Annotated in this window: 15 protein-coding genes; 7 read left to right on the forward strand and 8 right to left on the reverse strand. The window is 63.9% G+C overall.

Features of this window, described 5'->3' with window-relative positions; all coding sequences use genetic code 11:
- Positions 1-55: 55 nt before the first annotated feature.
- The 3 genes from A7A08_RS04730 to A7A08_RS04740 are packed head-to-tail and all read right to left on the reverse strand — an operon-like array spanning position 56 to position 4,716.
- Entirely contained in the window at positions 56-1,561 is a 1,506-nt protein-coding gene (locus A7A08_RS04730; RefSeq protein WP_069094390.1) for an amino acid permease, read from the reverse strand.
- 34 nt (positions 1,562-1,595) lie between these two features.
- Positions 1,596-3,053, reverse strand: a complete 1,458-nt coding sequence (locus tag A7A08_RS04735; protein WP_069094391.1) for a CapA family protein — start codon at positions 3,051-3,053, stop codon at positions 1,596-1,598.
- A 10-nt stretch (positions 3,054-3,063) separates the two neighbouring features.
- The gene (locus tag A7A08_RS04740) at positions 3,064-4,716 is read right to left on the reverse strand and encodes a GMC family oxidoreductase N-terminal domain-containing protein (protein WP_069094392.1); all 1,653 of its coding nucleotides are present in this window, start codon (positions 4,714-4,716) and stop codon (positions 3,064-3,066) included.
- A gap of 162 nt (positions 4,717-4,878) precedes the next feature.
- Between A7A08_RS04740 and msrA the strand changes: the two genes are divergently transcribed.
- From msrA to A7A08_RS04755, 3 genes are read left to right on the forward strand one after another with little or no spacing between them, the layout of a single operon-like run.
- The gene (gene msrA, locus A7A08_RS04745; RefSeq protein ID WP_245290817.1) at positions 4,879-5,496 is read left to right on the forward strand and encodes a peptide-methionine (S)-S-oxide reductase MsrA; all 618 of its coding nucleotides are present in this window, start codon (positions 4,879-4,881) and stop codon (positions 5,494-5,496) included.
- Positions 5,497-5,525: 29 nt separating this feature from the next.
- A complete protein-coding gene (locus A7A08_RS04750) occupies positions 5,526-6,353 on the forward strand; it encodes a cytochrome b/b6 domain-containing protein (RefSeq protein WP_069094393.1) in 828 nt (275 codons plus the stop codon).
- Positions 6,350-7,153 carry a molybdopterin-binding protein gene (locus tag A7A08_RS04755; protein ID WP_083226461.1) on the forward strand — a complete coding sequence of 268 codons (804 nt, stop codon included), beginning with the start codon at positions 6,350-6,352 and terminating at the stop codon, positions 7,151-7,153. Before A7A08_RS04750 ends, A7A08_RS04755 begins: the two co-directional genes overlap by 4 nt.
- A gap of 91 nt (positions 7,154-7,244) precedes the next feature.
- Here the strand turns inward: A7A08_RS04755 and A7A08_RS04760 are convergent, their stop codons facing one another.
- Positions 7,245-7,454: a hypothetical protein gene (locus tag A7A08_RS04760; RefSeq protein ID WP_069094394.1), complete on the reverse strand. Its 210-nt coding sequence runs from the start codon at positions 7,452-7,454 to the stop codon at positions 7,245-7,247.
- A gap of 111 nt (positions 7,455-7,565) precedes the next feature.
- On the reverse strand, positions 7,566-7,778 hold the full coding sequence (locus A7A08_RS04765; RefSeq protein ID WP_069094395.1) for a hypothetical protein: 213 nt from the start codon (positions 7,776-7,778) through the stop codon (positions 7,566-7,568).
- Positions 7,779-7,988: 210 nt separating this feature from the next.
- On the opposite strand from A7A08_RS04765, the gene lepA reads away from it, so the two are divergent.
- Positions 7,989-9,806, forward strand: a complete 1,818-nt coding sequence (gene lepA, locus A7A08_RS04770) for a translation elongation factor 4 (RefSeq protein WP_069094396.1) — start codon at positions 7,989-7,991, stop codon at positions 9,804-9,806.
- Positions 9,807-9,845: 39 nt separating this feature from the next.
- Positions 9,846-10,946, forward strand: coding sequence for an AI-2E family transporter (locus A7A08_RS04775; protein WP_069094397.1), 1,101 nt, complete (start codon positions 9,846-9,848; stop codon positions 10,944-10,946).
- A gap of 59 nt (positions 10,947-11,005) precedes the next feature.
- Here A7A08_RS04775 and A7A08_RS04780 read toward each other — a convergent pair whose 3' ends face one another.
- Positions 11,006-13,165, reverse strand: coding sequence for an AI-2E family transporter (locus A7A08_RS04780; RefSeq protein WP_069094398.1), 2,160 nt, complete (start codon positions 13,163-13,165; stop codon positions 11,006-11,008).
- Between the two features lie 378 nt (positions 13,166-13,543).
- Between A7A08_RS04780 and A7A08_RS04785 the strand changes: the two genes are divergently transcribed.
- A complete protein-coding gene (locus A7A08_RS04785) occupies positions 13,544-13,822 on the forward strand; it encodes a hypothetical protein (RefSeq protein WP_069094399.1) in 279 nt (92 codons plus the stop codon).
- Between the two features lie 56 nt (positions 13,823-13,878).
- On the opposite strand, the gene A7A08_RS04790 is transcribed toward A7A08_RS04785, so the two are convergent.
- Entirely contained in the window at positions 13,879-15,030 is a 1,152-nt protein-coding gene (locus A7A08_RS04790) for a cyclopropane-fatty-acyl-phospholipid synthase family protein (RefSeq protein WP_069094400.1), read from the reverse strand.
- 222 nt (positions 15,031-15,252) lie between these two features.
- Here A7A08_RS04790 and A7A08_RS04795 point away from each other — a divergent pair, with 222 nt between their 5' ends.
- The gene (locus A7A08_RS04795) at positions 15,253-16,398 is read left to right on the forward strand and encodes an alpha/beta fold hydrolase (RefSeq protein WP_169822920.1); all 1,146 of its coding nucleotides are present in this window, start codon (positions 15,253-15,255) and stop codon (positions 16,396-16,398) included.
- 90 nt (positions 16,399-16,488) lie between these two features.
- Here the strand turns inward: A7A08_RS04795 and A7A08_RS04800 are convergent, their stop codons facing one another.
- Positions 16,489-16,656 carry a DUF1328 domain-containing protein gene (locus tag A7A08_RS04800; protein ID WP_069094665.1) on the reverse strand — a complete coding sequence of 56 codons (168 nt, stop codon included), beginning with the start codon at positions 16,654-16,656 and terminating at the stop codon, positions 16,489-16,491.
- Between the last annotated feature and the right edge of the window lie 62 nt (positions 16,657-16,718).

Here is a 16,718-nt window from a genome sequence, read left to right on the forward strand (position 1 = left end):
AAATTAACGCGTGGAAAGGCCGGTAGCAAGGGTGGCGCCCGATTCGCCGCACCAGTTAGGCCGCTTCTCTCTCCGCCAGGCGCACGCGGCTGTGACGGATGCCGTAGAGGAAGTAGATCGCAAGCCCAATCACCAGCCAGATGACGAGGCGGGTCCAGGTAGCGCCGGGGAGGCCCAACATCAGAGCGAAGGCCGAGAGCGCGCCGGCAGGCGCCACGAACCAGATGGCAGGCGCCCTGAACGGCCGTTCGATCTCCGGGTGGGTGAACCGGAGGACCAGCACGCCGATCGAGACGAGGGCGAAGGCGAAGAGGGTCCCGATGGAGACGAGCTCGCCGACGAGACCGATAGGCAGAAGACCGGCGCAGAGGGCGACTGCCGTCCCGAACAAGATGGTGGAGAGGTAGGGGGTGCGAAAACGCGGGTGGATCCGGGCGCCGAAGGGCGGCAGCAGGCCGTCGCGGGACATGGTGTAGAAGATCCGCGTCTGAGCCATCAGCAACACCAGGACGACAGAGGTAAGGCCGAGGATCGCGCCGAGCTTCACGATCGGGTCGAGCCAGTGGATGCCGATCGCATCCACGCCCACGGCGATGGGGTCCGCCACGTTGAGCTTGTCGTAGGGCACGATGCCGGTCAGCACCATGCTGACGGCGACGTAGAGAAGCGTACAGATCACCAGGGAGCCGAGAATGCCGATGGGCATGTCGCGCTGGGGGTTGATGGCTTCCTGGGCCGCGGTCGAGACCGCATCGAAGCCGATATAGGCGAAGAATACGACGGCCGCGCCGCGCAGGATGCCGCTCCAGCCAAACTCCCCCGGCCCCTGGTTGGGCGGGATGAAGTGTCCTTGCGGGTTCGCCGCGGTCACCCAGTTCCCGGGGTCGAAATACCAGATGCCGGCGAGGATGAAGGCGATGATGATGCTCACCTTCAAGATGACGATCAGATTGTTCATGCGCGCCGATTCGCGGATGCCGACGATCAGCAGCGCCGCCATGGCCGCAACGATGATCATGGCCGGCATGTTGAGGATTGCGCCGGTACGGCTCCATTCGCCGGTCGCCTCGTCGAAGGCAAATGGGGATGAGGTGAAGGCAGGTCCGAGATGGATGCCCATCCCGTCGAGGAAGCTCACCACATAGCCCGACCAGCCGATGGCGACGGCAGTGCCGCCGAGGGCATATTCCAGGATCAGGTCCCAGCCGATGATCCAGGCGATGAGCTCGCCCATGGTGGCGTAGGCGTAAGTGTAGGCGCTGCCGGAGATGGGCACGGTGGACGCCATCTCCGCATAGCAGAGGCCGGCGAAGGCGCAGGCGATGCCGCCGAGGATGAAGCACAGGGCGACGGCGGGGCCGGCATTGGCGGCGGCGGCGTGGCCTGTGAGGACGAAGATGCCGGCGCCGATCACGCAGCCGATGCCGAGGGAGACGAGGCTGACCGCCGAGAGGGTGCGTTTCAGGGGCACACCGTCATGGGTGGTGAGCGCCTGAACTTCCGTCTCCTGCGCCTGGCGCTGCAGCAGAGCGATGGATTTCTTGTCGAAGAGAGTGATCACGCTGCCCTCGAATCCGGCCTCTATCCCGCGACGCCTATAGCCGGGACGCGTGGATTTCCGGTAAATGCCGAGAGCTGACCGAGGGGGAGCCTGCAGCAGGCAGACCTCCCATCTCAGAACCAGCTGAAAGGGTTGAAGGGCTGGCGCTTCGGCTTGGGCGGCTCCTTCGGCTTCTCCTTGCAGGCTTCCGCGATCTGGTGGAGCAGACCGTCCGCGGGACGGCTGGCGGGCTGCCAGGTTTCGCAAAGCCGGCCGATCTTGCCGCCGATCGCATCCGCCTCGGGCGCGCAGTAGAGGCCCGAACCGTCGGGCTGCGGTGTGAACTGGACGCCACGTGCCTCCTCGCTGTTGCCAAGCGCGCGCCGAGATAATTCAGCACGGCGATCCGGCTATGGGCGGCCGACACAGGTTCGAAGGGCTTCGGCTTCAGGTGGGTATCTCGAATAGGGATCGCCTCGATGGCCATGACCTCGAAACGGCCGGACGGTCCACGCACCAGATGAACCTTGGCCAAGAGGCCGTAATCCCGGCAGACGCCCAAGCGCGCCATGTTGGCCGTGCCGGGGTGGAGGAAATTGCCGAGGCCGTAAAAGATCACGGAACCGCCGGCCAGCTCCACGCCCTGGACCACGTGAGGATGATGGCCGACGATCAGATCGATCCCCTCCTCCAGTGCCGCCTCGTTCCGGAAATCCTGGATCTGGCGGCCGTCGGCGAAGACGCGGCCTTCCTTGCCGTAATGGACCGAAAGGATACGGTAGTCGGCTTCCATCGCGGCCAAGCGGTCGACGATGACACGAAAGTCTTCCTTGTGACGGTAGGAGGCTTGGCCTGGCTTGTCTTCGCCCGCCCTGTGCTGTGGCCTCGCGCCTGTGATGATGCCCGCCGCCGCAAAGCCGACACGCGTGCCGTCCACCTCGAGACAGGCAGGCCGTGTCGCCTCCTCGAAATCCGCGCCGATGCCGGCAAAGGCGATGGGCTGTTCGTGGTGGGCGACGGCGAAGTGAAACAACGTCTCCTCGGCGCCCGCCGCGCCGAAATCCATTGAATGGTTGTTGGCCAGCGAGAAAAGGTTGAAGCCTCGGCCGATGAGACTGTCGAGGCCGTTCGGGTGGCTGCGGAAGTTGAACGACGTCCCCTGCTCCTTGTCGTCGGGCGGGATGTCGTTCCGGTCCGTGATCACGGTCTCGATATTGGCAAAGGCGAGATCGCCGTCGATCTCCGCGGCGATGTCTTCGGAGGATTCCTCGAAGCTCCAGAGCTGACCTTTGCGGAAGCCTTCCTCCTCGACGATCTGGCCGGAGCGATTGAAGCCAGTGTCGCCGGCCAACACGATCGTCAGGGTTTCCGGCTCGCCCGTATCGCGCGCGGCGACGGGTTTCGCCGCGACGACGTTTTCGGTGCAGCGCGCGACGATCTTCGCCTGGGCCGTCGGGGCGACAGCGAGAAGAGCAAGGGGCAGGAGGAGCGCTTTCGAAATCCCCAGCCCCATCACCGCCCCCTTACGCGCTTCGCGCCTCGGCGTAGCCGCCTTCCGACGGTTCGCGAGGGAGGAGCTGATGGTCCCGCGCGTAGAGCATCATGGCGCGCTCGGCGAGCGCGGTGATGGTGAGCAGCGGGTTGCAGCCGATGGAGCGTGGGATGATGGCTCCGTCGCAGACATAGAGCCCGGAATGGACATCCTCGCCGGTGGTACCGGCGAAGACCTGTCCCTTGTGATTGACCACGCCGAGACCGGCGTCGCAGCCCATGCCGCAGCCACCGAGCGGGTGCGCCGTGGCGGGCTTGGCGCCAGTCGCAGAGAGCGGATGCTTGATATAGCGGGCGCCGACGGTTCCGGCCGCCTTGGCCAGGGCGTCGTCGACGCGGGAGAAGACCGCTTCCTTTTCCACGCCCGGCCAGCGGAGCCTCGCCTTGCCCTTTTCCAGCACGAGCTTGCCGGAGGCGCTGTCGTGGGAGACCACGAAGAAGGTGTGCAAATGAGAGAGCGGCCCCTGATAGACGCCCTTCACCAGGCTCTGGGCGGCCCCCAGGATGCGGCCGCCTGACAGGAAGAAGACCGGCAGCAGCGGCGCGAGGGCGGAGGGAAGCACGCCTTCCTGGATGGTCATGCTGCGGGCGAGCTCGGTCTCGTCGGGCAGCTCGATCTGGCCTGTGACGCAGGCGCCAACCGTGTCGCCCTCGAATTTCGGGGGGATGCCGACGCCGATCGCATTGACGCGGGTCTCCTTGCCGAGCGCGAAGGCGACGATGTCGCCATTGGCCGAGAAGTGCTCGCCGAGGCGGTCGGAAACAGGGAGTCCCTTCTCGCGGGAGCGCAGCAGGATCTCGGTCGAGCCCAGTGTGCCGGCCGAAAGGACGATGGTCTCGGCGGCGACGGAGGCAAGAGGAACCTCTCCGCTTCCCGTGGGACGGAAGTGGACGCGCCAGCCCGCGCCATCGCGCGCGACATGATCGACGCTGAGCTCGGTGAAGATCTCCGCGCCATGGGCGTGAGCGTCTGGCAGATAGGTCATGGCGACAGTGTTCTTCGCGCCGATATTGCAGCCGGAGCAGCAATCGCCGCAGAGCTCGCAGGCCGGCTGCTCGACACCGAAGGCGTTCACGCTGTCTTCGAAGTTCACCACCACGGGCGCCGCGACGGGCCGTTTGCCGAGGCGCTCGCCGATCTTGTCGAGGGCCTTGAACTTGGTGATCTCGTCTGCCCGCATGTAGCGGCTGGGGCGGAGCGAAGCGCGCGCGGCATCGTAGCCTCGCGCGAGGAGGCCGTCGTCGCGGATCGCGTCTGGCCAGGCTTCGTCGGCAAAGACGCGGGCATCGGGCTGGAGCGCTACGGCTGCGTTGATCAGGGAACCGCCACCCAAACCGCAGCCGACGAGGACGTGCATGTCCTCGCCCATGCGGAAATCGTAGAGGCCGGTGGCGGAGCCGGAACGCAGCTTGCCGCCGCTGATCTGCAGCTCCCGGCGCAGCTCGGGCAGGCGGGAAGGAAACTCCCCATTGGCATATTCGCGGCCGCGCTCGATCACGCAGACGCGTTTGCCCAACCGGGCAAGCCGCGAGGCGGCGACCCCGCCGCCATAGCCGGAGCCGATGACGACGACTTCATAGGCCGGCTTCATATGTTCGGGGATCGAGGACAGGCGGTTCGGCATGTCTCATCCTTAGCGAAATCGAGGGCTGATCTAAAGGGTGCGACGCGAACGATGGAGATTGCCCACAGCGGGTCACTTCACATCACGGCTTTGCGATTGGCTATTTCCGCCGGCGCGTGTGCTCCGTATCTTCACGCTTAAGACCAACAAATGGAGCTTTTCATGACACGGATGGGGATCGGACTGAGAGGTGCGACATTTCTGGCCGCCGTGTGCGTGACGGCAACGCTCATCTTGAGCGGATCAGGGAGCGGAAGCCGCGCCGCGGAGAGCGAGACCGCGATCTTCGCGGGCGGCTGCTTCTGGTGTGTGGAAGATGCGTTCGACCATGTGAAGGGCGTGACGGAGACTATCTCCGGCTATGCGGGCGGCACGAAGCCCGACCCAACCTATGGCAGCCACGAAGGCTACAAGGAGGCCGTTAAGGTCACCTACGACCCGAGCAAGGTCTCCTACGCCGAGCTCCTCGACACCTTTTGGCACAATGTCGACCCGTTCGATCCGCGCGGTCAGTTCTGCGACAAGGGACCGGCCTATCAGTCGGTGATCTTCACGGCGAACGCGGACGAGAAGGCTCTCGCCGAAAAGACCAAGAAAGAGATCGCGGACCGGTTCGACCAGAAGGTCGCCACGGAGATCGTGCCGGAGACGACCTTCACGGCGGCGGAGGACTATCACCAGAATTATCACTCGGTGAATCCGGTCAGCTATAAATTCTACAAGTGGAATTGCGGCCGCGCTCAGCGGCTGGAGCAGATCTGGGGCCCGGCCCATTCATGATCTCACGGCTACGGTGATAGGGGCGAGCAATGGCGGGGAAAGAATTCATCTATCGTCATTCGGGATGGGTCCGTTCCACCCACTGGATCAACGTTCTGGCCCTGCTCGTCCTTCTGATGAGCGGCATGCAGATCTTCAACGCCCACCCGGCGCTCTATTTCGGTTCGGCCTCCACATTCGACGACCCCGCGGTCGCGATGACCTACGAGCAGACCGATGATGGGTATCGCGGCGTCACCAAGATCTTCGGAGAGAGCTACGACACGACGGGCTGGCTCGGCGGGGGTGTTGACGAAGACGGTGAGTTCACCCGTTACGGCTTTCCCTGGTCGATCACCCTCCCCGACTTCCGGTCTCTGGCGCTCGGCCGCCACTGGCACTTCTTCTTCGCCTGGGTCTTCGTGATCAACGGGCTGATCTATCTGATCTATGCCATCACAAGCGGCCATCTGAAGCGCGATCTCACGCCGGACGGCAAGGAGATGCGCGGCATCGGCCACAGCATCGTGGAGCACGCGAAGTTCCGCTTCGATCACGAGGAGCGGGGCTACAACGTGCTGCAGAAGCTCTCCTATCTGATCGTGATCCTTCTGCTACTGCCGCTGATGCTAGGCACCGGGCTTACCATGTCGCCCGGGATGGATGCGGCGTTCCCGTGGCTGCTCGACATCTTCGGCGGCCGGCAATCGGCGCGGACCATCCATTTCATCTCCGCCAGCCTCATCGTGCTATTCGTCGTCGTGCACGTCTTCATGGTCCTGGTGTCGGGGGTCTGGAACAACCTCCGTTCCATGGTGACCGGACGCTATGCGGTCGATACCAAAGCGCCGGCACCGGCTGAGGAGGCCGCGGAATGACCAAGCGGGAAAGCAATGGAGCAGCGAATTCAGGTATGAACCGGCGCGGCTTTCTGGCCCGCGGCGGCGCTTTGAGCGGCACATTGCTGCTCGGCGGATGCGACGGGCTCTTTCGCAACGACCTCGTGCAGCGCATCCTGGCGAGCGCGGACAGCCTAACCGAAGCGGTGCAGCGGGCGCTGCTGACGCCGGAGTCCCTCGCGCGGGAATATGCTCCGGAGGATATCTCCGCGGATTTCAAAGCAAACGGCTCGATCAATCCGGACACGCCGGACTATCGCAAGCTTGCCGAGAACGACTTCAAGGATTGGCGGCTGACGGTCGGCGGGCTGGTCGAGACGCCACTCACGCTTTCGCTTGAGGATCTGCGGGGCATGCCGGCGCGCAGCCAGATCACGCGGCATGACTGCGTGGAGGGTTGGAGTTCGATCGGGAAATGGACGGGCGTGCAGCTCTCCCGGGTGCTCGATCAGGCGAAGCTCAAGGAGAACGCCAAGTATATCGTCTTCTACTGCTACGACGATCTGGGGCGGGGAGACACGGAGGCGAGCCGGTACTACGAATCCATCGCTCTACCCGACGCCTACCACCCCCAGACGATCCTCGCCTACGATATGAACGACGAGACGCTGCCCATCCCCCATGGCGCGCCGCTGCGGGTCCGCGTGGAGCGGCAGCTCGGCTACAAGATGGCGAAGTATATCCGCTCCATCGAGGCGGTCGAAAGCTACGACGATATCCGGGGCGGTGGCGGCGGATTCTGGGAGGACCGGGGCTACGCCTGGTACGCGGGGATCTGATCCGACGCAGAGACACGGATTGACCGAGACATAAAAAAGGCCCGCCGGCGAACCGGCGGGCCTTTTCGATAAGATTGCTCGAAGAGCGATCTTACATCTTGTTGGCCTTGGCTGCGGCCTTGCACTGCTCTTTGGCGGCTTTGCGCATATCCTTGTCGTCCGGATACATTGCCTTGGCCTCTTTGCGGCACTTCATCGGGCCGGTCATCATGTCCATCATGCCAGCCTGAGCCGGGATCACGGTGGCGAAAGTGGAAGCAGCGAAAGCAACCGCCGCACCGGCGAGAATGATCTTCTTCATGTAACTACTCCTGGTGAAAGGGGGTCGGCGCTGAGCCTCTCCCGGAAGCGCCGCAGCCGATCATTCGGCACACGAGCGCGGACAAAAAAATGGGAGCTCGAATGGAGCTCCTTACATATTACCGTTGGACTCGACAGCCTGCTTGCAGCTCTTCCGGAACTCCTTGCGCATGGCGCGGTCTTCCGGGTAGTGCATCTTCGCCATCTTGCGGCAATCCATGCCCTTCTTCATGCCGTCCATCGGGCTCGCATGAACCGGGGCCGTCAGAGAAGCGGCGCCAACGAAGGCGAGCGTGGCGGCGGCGAAGAGAAAAGTCTTAAACATTCGGGTAGCTCCATTTTTGGTCAGTGGGAAATAGGCTAGCTCCGCCTGACTCCCCAACGCAGCGATCAATATTTGAGTTCGGCTATTTGACCAGAAAAAAATTGTGATTTTATCGGGACCTGAAGAACATGGTTTCGCCTTTATTTCGCAAGCCCGGCGAGTTGATAACTCCGCTTGACCGCAGTTGCGCCCCTGCTACAAGCCGAGGCCATGAGCGAAACGCCTTTTACTCCGCAATCCCATATCCGCAATTTCTCCATCGTCGCCCATATCGACCACGGTAAATCGACCCTGGCCGACCGGCTGATCCAGCTTTGCGGCGGGCTGACGGTCCGTGAGATGAAGGAGCAGGTGCTCGATTCCATGGATATCGAGCGCGAGCGCGGCATCACCATCAAGGCCCAGACCGTGCGCCTCGAATACAAGGCGAAGAACGGTGAGATGTACGAGCTCAACCTCATCGACACGCCGGGCCATGTGGACTTCGCCTACGAGGTGAACCGGAGCCTCGCGGCCTGCGAGGGTTCGCTTCTGGTGGTCGATGCGACCCAGGGCGTCGAGGCCCAGACCCTGGCCAATGTCTATCAGGCGATCGAGGTGAACCACGAGATCATCCCGGTCTTGAACAAGACCGATCTGCCGGCCTCGGAGCCGGAGCGGGTCCGCGCGCAGATCGAGGACGTGATCGGGCTGGACGCCTCCGACGCGCTGGAGATTTCCGCCAAGACGGGCGTGGGCGTGGAAGACGTGTTGGAAGCGATCGTGCACCGTCTGCCGGCGCCCGAGGGCGAGATCAATGCCCCCTTGAAGGCGCTGCTGGTGGATAGCTGGTACGACGCCTATCTCGGCGTCGTGGTGCTGGTGCGCATCATCGACGGGTCCTTGCGCAAAGGCATGCGCATCAAGCTGATGCAGTCCGACGCCTCCTACCAGGTCGACCGGGTCGGCATCTTCCGCCCCAAGCAGGAGGTGCGCGACGCGCTCGGACCGGGCGAAATCGGCTTCTTCACGGCCTCCATCAAGCAGGTGGCCGACACCCAGGTCGGCGACACGGTGACGGAAGAGAAGCGGCCGACGGCGAAAGCGCTGCCGGGCTTCCACCCGGCGCAGGCGGTGGTGTTCTGCGGCCTCTTTCCGCTCGACGCCTCTGACTTCGAAGATCTGCGCGAGGCCGTCGCCAAGCTGCGCCTAAACGACGCGAGCTTCTCCTACGAGATGGAGACGTCGGCGGCGCTGGGCTTCGGCTTCCGCTGCGGCTTCCTCGGGTTGCTTCACCTGGAGATCATCCGCGAGCGGCTGGAGCGGGAGTTCGATATCGAGCTGATCGCGACGGCGCCCTCGGTCATCTACAACGTCTACAAGACCGACGGTTCCATGGAGGAGCTGCACAATCCGGCGGACATGCCCGAGACCCAGAAGATCGACCGGATCGAGGAGCCGTGGATCGAGGCAACCATCCTGCTGCCCGACGAGCATCTCGGCGCCGTGCTGAAGCTTTGCGAGGACCGGCGCGGAAGGCAGAAAACGCTGACCTACGCGGGTCCCCGGGCCATGCTGGTCTACGAATTGCCGCTGAACGAGGTGGTTTTCGATTTCTACGACCGGCTGAAGTCCGTCTCCCGCGGCTATGCGAGCTTCGACTATCACATCACCGGCTACGAGGCGGGCGATCTGGTGAAGATGTCGATCCTGGTGAACGACGAGCCTGTGGACGCGCTTTCGGTTATCGTTTCGCGCGGCCGGGCGGAGTCCCGCGGGCGCGCCATGGTGGAGAAGCTGAAGGATCTGATCCCCAAGCATCTCTTCAAGATCCCGGTTCAGGCGGCGATCGGCGGGAAGGTCATCGCGCGCGAGACCATCAGCGCCATGCGGAAGGACGTGACCGCCAAATGCTATGGCGGCGACATCACCCGGAAGCGCAAGCTTCTGGAGAAGCAGAAGGCGGGCAAGAAGAAGATGCGCACCTTCGGGCGCGTCGACATTCCCCAGGAAGCCTTCATCGCCGCCCTTAAGATGGACGCGGATTAGGGCTTGCGGGCTCCGGCTCGCAGGGTTCGGAAAAGACCGATGGCAGGCGAGCGTCGCGATCGCACCGAAAGACCAGACCCGCCCGAAGAGTCCCTCGGCGGGCGGGATCGGATACGAGCCTATATCCTGCTGGCGTTGACGGTGGGGGCGGTGGTGCTGTGCGCCCTGCTCGCCCTGCCGTTCCTGCCGGCGCTGACCTGGGCTCTGGCCCTGGCCGTCCTGTTCGCCCCCGCCAATCGCTGGCTCGAAAGCAAGGTTCGCAGCCGGGACGTGGCGGCGGGCGTCTCCGTCGCCCTCATCGGCGCGATCGTGGTGGCGCCGGCGACCTATATCTTCGGACGTGTCACCTCCCAGGCGGCGAGCGGTGCGAAGATGCTGAGCGAGACGGTCTCGACCGGCGCTTGGCGGACCAGCCTGGAGAAGAGCGATTACTTCGCGCCGATCCTCGATTGGGTGGAGCAAATCAACTTCAGCGCGGCCTTCGATGCCTTCGCGTCGTGGATGACCGATGCCAGCGCCTCTTTCGTGACCGGCTCGGTCATGGGCGCGATCTCCCTGGTGCTGACCTTCTATCTCTTGTTCTACTTCCTGCGGGATCGGGCGGTAGCGCTCGACTATCTGCGGGGCATCTCGCCCCTCACACCCCCGCAAACCGAAGCGCTGTTCCGGCGCATCAAGGACATCATCTTCGCGACGCTTTACGGCACGCTGACCGTGGCGATCGTGCAAGGCGCGCTGGGCGGTCTCGCCTTCTGGTGGCTGGGGCTCCCGGCGCCTCTGCTATGGGGCACGGTGATGGGGCTTTTCGCCCTGGTGCCCGTGCTCGGCGCCTTCGTGGTGTGGATCCCCGCGGCGGCCTTCCTGGCGCTTGAGGGGAGCTGGGAGAAGGCGCTTGTCCTGATCGTCTGGGGCTCGATCGTCGTCGGCGGGATCGACAATCTTCTCTATCCCATGCTGGTGGGCCGGCGCCTGCAGCTTCATACGGTGCCGGCCTTCATCGCCATTCTTGGCGGTCTGTTCTTCTTCGGCGCATCAGGCCTGCTGCTCGGCCCCATGGTCGTGGCCGTCACCATCTTCCTGTTCGAGATCTGGCATGTCGAGCAGCGGGGCGCGGGACCAACCGACCGGGAAGAACCCTAGGAGCTTCGGCACTCTCGGGCGCGATCAAGTCGGGGCAATAACGGCGGCGATGGGGGCGGCTACGCGACCTTGTCGGCACTCGTCTTGCCGGGGCTTGTCTTGCCGGGGCTCGTCTTGCTGCCGCTCTTCTTGCCGGTCGCCTTTTCTCCCGCTTTGTCAGCGTCCGAGCCAGGCTTCACGGCCTTGCTGTTGGAGACCGCCTTGGCGCCGGGCTCTAGACCGGCGGCTTCGTTGGCTCTGTCGACGCAGTAATCGACCGCATCGCGCAAGGTGGTCACGTATGCGTCGGCATTGGCGGCCAGCTTCATCTCCGCGAGGGCGGAATCGTCCGTCTCCTCGGTCCAGTAGCCGACCAGGATGGTGCATTCGGTCGGCAGGATGCGGCGCAGGCGCATGATGAGATAGCGCAGATGGGCGGGGCTCTGCTCCATGCCCAGGTAGGACAGGCAGATGAGCTTGGCCTTGGTCTGCTGAAGGCTGGTGATATTGCCGGCGGAGATGGCTTCCGGCCCGAGAGCCTCGGCGCCGAGACCGCGCTTGCGGAGGAGCTCGGCGAGCATGGCCGCTGCGGCTTCGTCGAGACGGGTCTGACCGCCGATACATAGGGCCGGCGTCTCGACCTGCCAGTCTTCCGGCAGCTTGTCCTTGGCGACGGTGAGAAGGTCGTGGGCGTCTTCGAGGCCGCGGTTCTCTTCCAGGGCGAGCAGATGGGCCAGCCCCTCCTCATCCTCCTGAGCGTCGAGATGTTCGGCAGCCTCGCGCTCGACTTCGCGCTCGTCGGGATCCTCGCCGCGAAGGGCGCTGAACCACCGTTTGGGCGCCAGGTGACCGAGATTGGCCACGACCTCCTCGACCGTGTCGGAAATGCGGACCATCTGATCCTTCCCCAGGGCCCCGCGCTGGTAGTCGGCTTGGGCGAGCTGAAGACCGCCCACGGCGACGTGATCGAGATAGCTCTGCAGGCTCTGATCCTTCAGGCAGAGCTCGGCCTGATAGGTCGCCTCGGCAGCGTCTCCGGTGAGGGCGCGCTGATAGAAGGATTGCTGCGGACTGAGTGCGGGTCTGTCGCCCAGCAACACCTCCAGGAACTGCAGCCCCTCGACATGGCGGCCGAGCACCATGAGGCAAACGGTGATCGGCATGGCGAGAAGCAGGCCGAGAGGCCCCCACAGCCAGGTCCAGAAGATCGTGGAGCCGACGACGGCGATGGGCGAGAGGCCGGTGCCGTGTCCGTACACGAGAGGCTCGACCACCTGCCCCATGATCGGCTCTGAGACGAGGTAGAGACCGCCCGTCATGAGGAACGTGTTCCAGCCCGGATCGACGGCGGCGGCGAGGAGAAGGGGGAAGGCGGCGGCGATGTAGGAGCCGATATAGGGCACGAAGCGCATGAGCGCGGCGAGCAGGCCCCAGACCGCCGGCGACGGCACGCCGATGAGCCACAGACCGAAGCCGATGAAGACGCCATAGAGCGAATTGATAAGGAGCTGTCGCAGGAAATACTGACTCAGCCGCCGGGCGGCGTCGTTCATGGCGCTGGTGGTGCGCTGGAGATCGGAGGAGCCAACGAGACGGATGCCTCGATCGCGGAGATCCTCGCGCTGCATGAGAATGAAGACGCAGAACAGGAACACGATACCGATGGTGGCGAGGGGCGGCAGCAACGTGCCGATGACGTTCTGGTAGACGGGAAGGATACCGTCGTCGTCGCCGATCACCTGGACGGGGATGGGCTTCGGCCTGGCGTCCGCGTCGCGCTTTGCCTGGGTGTCCTGCTGATCGGCATCCTCGCGATCCGCCTCGAGCTGTTCCTGCAGGCGGCGCAACGTCTCGGTCGCCTTCTCCAAAGCGGGTGACTGGGCCGTCGTCTTGCGGAAGGCGTCGATCTTCTTCGACAGGGTGTATTGATAGCGCGGCAGATTGCCGGCCAGCTCCGTGACCTGTTGGGACATGAACCAGCCAAGCCCGATGATGACCGCGAAGGATGCGCCGACGAGGAGCGTGACGCCGATGACCCGGGGAACCTTCAGGCGGCGGAGGAAGACCAGAGGCGGCGTGAGCACGAAGGCGAGCAGGATTGCCAGCGCCAGGGGCAGCAGCACTTCGCGACCGATATAGAGCCCACCAATGACGAGGGCCGCGATCAGAAGGTTCTGAAGCGTCGCCGACCGTGCGTCGGTGCTGCCGGAAAATAGCGAGGAAAAGGAGCCGGGCGGCATCCGCTGTTACTGCCTCTCGTGCTGCGCCTGTGAAGGAGGCGCGACCGCTCCGGGAAATGCCGGAAATCTCAACCACCGGAACAATAACAGAGAGATGTCACGGGAGTTCCGAATCCTGTGGGCCAAACCTGTATGGAGCGCGCGCCGGGCGGGACGAATGTTAGAGGCCTGGAAACCAGGAATCGCGATGCCGATGCCCAGGCGGCGGCGCTCATGCCAGTTTTTTCGCGCGCAGTGCGTCCGAAACAGCGCTTTCGGCGTTAGGCCAAGCGAGGCCGCCCGGTTCGAGGAGAACTTTCAGCAGGAAGCTCGCGGCTCGAATGTGAGGCGTCTCGACTGGTTTCCGTCCGACCCATTTGCAAGGAGGACCTCAGTACGATGAAGACATTCTTTGCCATTTTCGCGCTTGCCGGCGGCCTGTTCGTAGCCGGCGCCATTCAGCCGGCCTCGGCCGCCATGCCGCTCACGGAGCTGGGCGCCGACTACACGAGCCCCGTAACCGAAGCCGCATGGCAATGCGGGCCGTACGCCTGCTACTGGGTGCCGGGTTATACCGGTTACGTTCCGCCTCACGCCCGCTATTGGGGACCGCCCACGAAGCCGGGCTGCTACTGGAAGTACAAGGACCGCAAGAACAAGTGGAAGCTGAAGTGCTAACGCGTCCCTCTTGAGTTCCGAGATACTCGACCGGCGTCCCTTCGGGCGCCGGTTTTTTATGGGCCCCAGGTCGCGTGCTCCGGCTTGTGCAGGATCAGCCGGAAGCAATCGAGGTTGCGGGTGAAGAACTCGTTGGCCGCGCCCCAAAGATAGAGACGGAACTTGCGGAACTCGAAATCGCCGAAGCTCTCCTGGATGTACTCCTTGTGAGCGTCGAGATTCCGGGCCCATTGCTGAAAGGTCAGGAAGTAGCTCCAGCGGTCGGAATGGCATTCGTCGAGGAGCAGGGGCGTCTTGGCGAGCTTGTTCAGGAAGTCGTCCAGGACGAGGAACGAGTGGTTGCCGGGATAGATGTGGCGAACCATGAAGGTGGAGAGCTCGAACTTCTTCCAGGCGGCCGAGCCGTCGAGGAACACGCGACCGCCGGGCTTCAGGAGATCGGCGAATTTGCGAAGCACGCGCTCGTAGTCGGGCAGGTGCTCGATGACCCCCATGATGACGATGGCATCGAACTTCTCCTCCGGCTCGAACTCCAGGAAGTCGACCAGCCGAATATCGAAGTTTTCGCCGAAATTGGCGAGCTTCCCTCTCAGGAATTTCTGGGAAACCTCGGAATTGGTGATGCCGGTGAAGTGGGCGCCGGCCTGGAGCGCGTGGCCGGCGAAGGCGCCCCAACCGGGTCCGATCTCCAACACCCGTGTCCCCTCGCCCAAGCCACATTTCTCGATGGCCCAGTCGAATTTGCGCTCCAGCGCCTTCGACAGTGGCTCGTCGTCGGATTCGTAGATCCCCTGGCTGTAGGCGGGAAAGGCCGGATCGAGGAAGCTGAGGAACAGCTTCGGATCGGCATTGTAGTGGGACGAGATGGCCTGCTTGTTAGTGTAGACCTGCCCGAAGATCATTGGCTCGACGAAACGCCAGGCAGCGACGACGGGATGCTGGTCGTCCAGATCGTGGCGGAGCGAGAAGGGCTTCAGCATGTCGCCCTCCAGATCGATGTCACCGTGAATATAGGCCTCGGCGATATTGCCCTCGTCGAGGCTGCGGACGGCGCGTAGGGCCTTGTCGTTCTTGAGGGTGACGAAGAATTCCGGCGCGCCGCTGCCGACGATCCGCTTTTCGCCATCGGGCAAGGTGATCCCGAAGGGGGTCGAAACCTCGCCCACCCGCTTCACAAGCGCATCGATCACGGCGGCTCCGGCTGACATGGCTATTCCCCCATTCCGGCTGACCGCGCCCCTTCTCGGGCGGCTTAGAAGAGCATTGTTTTCGAATGTCGCGGCGAATGGCAAGGTTGTCCGCATAAATTCATAAAGCCGGACTTTGATTATTCCACATTCAAGGTGGCAGACTTCGCCGCGCCAGATTTTCCGGAGGATCGATCGATGTATTTCTCACCAAGATCTTTTCCGTTTCGCCATGTAATTTACGTGACAGGGCTCCTGGCCCTGCTTGCAACCCTCACCGCCAAACCTGCGGCCGCGCTCTACGACGTGAAGCCGGAGGAGATCCCCGGCAAGCCCGGGACGGTGATCCGGGTGTGGCCGCTGGAAGGCGGCGGACCCGGCGGCGGCGAGGCCTTCCGCATCCTGTATCGGTCGACGGGGCTGCGCGGCGAGCCGATCGCCGTGTCGGGCGCCGTCTTCCTGCCAAACGGCCCCGTGCCGGCCGGCGGCCGCGAGACGATCGCCTACGCCCATCCCACCAGCGGGGTCATGCCCCCTTGCGCACCCTCGTTGCGGCCCGACACGGCGGGGCTGATCTGGGGCCTGGGGGAGATGTTGCAGGCCGGCTATGTGGTCGCGGCGACCGACTATCCCGGCTTGGGCACCGACACCATGCACCCGTATCTCTACGGGGTGAGCGAGGCGCGTTCCGTGCTGGATTCGGTCCGGGCCGCCCGGTCCCTGGAGCGGGCAGGCGCCAGCGACCGCTTCGTTGTCTGGGGTCACAGCCAGGGCGGCCAGGCCGCTCTGTTCACGGGGCAGATCGCAGGCTCCTACGCGCCCGAACTCAAGCTGATGGGCGTCGCCGCGGCGGCACCGGCGACCTATCTGCTTGAGCTGTTCAAGAACGATTACCACGACGAGGGCGGCAAGATCCTCACCGCCATGGCGTTGCTGTCCTGGGCCCGCATCAAGGACGTGCCTCTGAAGAACGTGGTCGAGCCGAATGTGATGGAGCCGTTCATCGAGACTGCAGAGCAGTGCCTGGAATCGCCCGAGCAGATCATCACTCTCAACAAGGATGCCCAGCCGCTCGAAGCCGGCAAGTTCCTGAAGGTGGACCCGACCGTAGCGGAGCCGTGGCGGTCGATCATGCTCGACAACACGCCGGGCCGGCAGCGTATCTCCGTTCCGGTCTTCCTGGCGCAGGGCACGGCGGACACCACGGTGGAGCCGTCGGTGACGAGGCAATATGGCGCCGAGCTCTGCAAGCAGGGCACGCGGGTCCATTTCGTGGAGATGCCGGGCGTCACCCACACATTCGCGGCGAAAGAAAGCGTCTCCGCCGCGTTGCAATGGATGGAAGAGCGCTTCCGCGGTGCGCCGGCGCCGACGAGCTGCGGCGGGTAGAGAAAAGGGTTTGGGCTTGGATGTCCGGCTCGGGCGCGGACGCCGGAATCGAAACTCCGGCGCCCGTTCGCCCTTGCAGGGTTCGCCGGGCTACACGGCGACCAAAGCCAAGACCAGGATGATCAGGAAGATCACCAGGAAGATGTAGAACAGGATTTTCGCGATGCCGGCGGTCGCCGCGGACACGCCGCTAAAGCCGAAGAAGCCCGCGATCAGCGAAATCACGAAAAAGATCAGCGCCCATTTCAATAAGCTCATGTCACCCTCCAATAAAAGCAGGACCGCCTTGAAAGTCTTCGGCGACCTGCCCTCGCCCCAAT

Origin of the sequence: Methyloligella halotolerans, from assembly GCF_001708935.1 — a bacterium.
GTDB classification, from domain to species: Bacteria; Pseudomonadota; Alphaproteobacteria; order Rhizobiales; family Methyloligellaceae; genus Methyloligella; species Methyloligella halotolerans.

Bases quoted from the DNA above. Each gene is read 5' to 3' on its own strand.
- A7A08_RS04750 (WP_069094393.1), top strand. From the start codon at position 5,526: ATGGCGGGGAAAGAATTCATCTATCGTCATTCGGGATGGGTCCGTTCC.
- A7A08_RS04760 (WP_069094394.1), bottom strand. From the start codon at position 7,454: ATGAAGAAGATCATTCTCGCCGGTGCGGCGGTTGCTTTCGCTGCTTCC.
- A7A08_RS04780 (WP_069094398.1), bottom strand. From the start codon at position 13,165: ATGCCGCCCGGCTCCTTTTCCTCGCTATTTTCCGGCAGCACCGACGCA.
- A7A08_RS04765 (WP_069094395.1), bottom strand. From the start codon at position 7,778: ATGTTTAAGACTTTTCTCTTCGCCGCCGCCACGCTCGCCTTCGTTGGC.
- A7A08_RS04755 (WP_083226461.1), top strand. From the start codon at position 6,350: ATGACCAAGCGGGAAAGCAATGGAGCAGCGAATTCAGGTATGAACCGG.
- A7A08_RS04775 (WP_069094397.1), top strand. From the start codon at position 9,846: ATGGCAGGCGAGCGTCGCGATCGCACCGAAAGACCAGACCCGCCCGAA.
- A7A08_RS04735 (WP_069094391.1), bottom strand. From the start codon at position 3,053: ATGGGGCTGGGGATTTCGAAAGCGCTCCTCCTGCCCCTTGCTCTTCTC.
- A7A08_RS04800 (WP_069094665.1), bottom strand. From the start codon at position 16,656: ATGAGCTTATTGAAATGGGCGCTGATCTTTTTCGTGATTTCGCTGATC.
- lepA (WP_069094396.1), top strand. From the start codon at position 7,989: ATGAGCGAAACGCCTTTTACTCCGCAATCCCATATCCGCAATTTCTCC.
- A7A08_RS04785 (WP_069094399.1), top strand. From the start codon at position 13,544: ATGAAGACATTCTTTGCCATTTTCGCGCTTGCCGGCGGCCTGTTCGTA.
- A7A08_RS04740 (WP_069094392.1), bottom strand. From the start codon at position 4,716: ATGCCGAACCGCCTGTCCTCGATCCCCGAACATATGAAGCCGGCCTAT.
- msrA (WP_245290817.1), top strand. From the start codon at position 4,879: ATGACACGGATGGGGATCGGACTGAGAGGTGCGACATTTCTGGCCGCC.
- A7A08_RS04790 (WP_069094400.1), bottom strand. From the start codon at position 15,030: ATGTCAGCCGGAGCCGCCGTGATCGATGCGCTTGTGAAGCGGGTGGGC.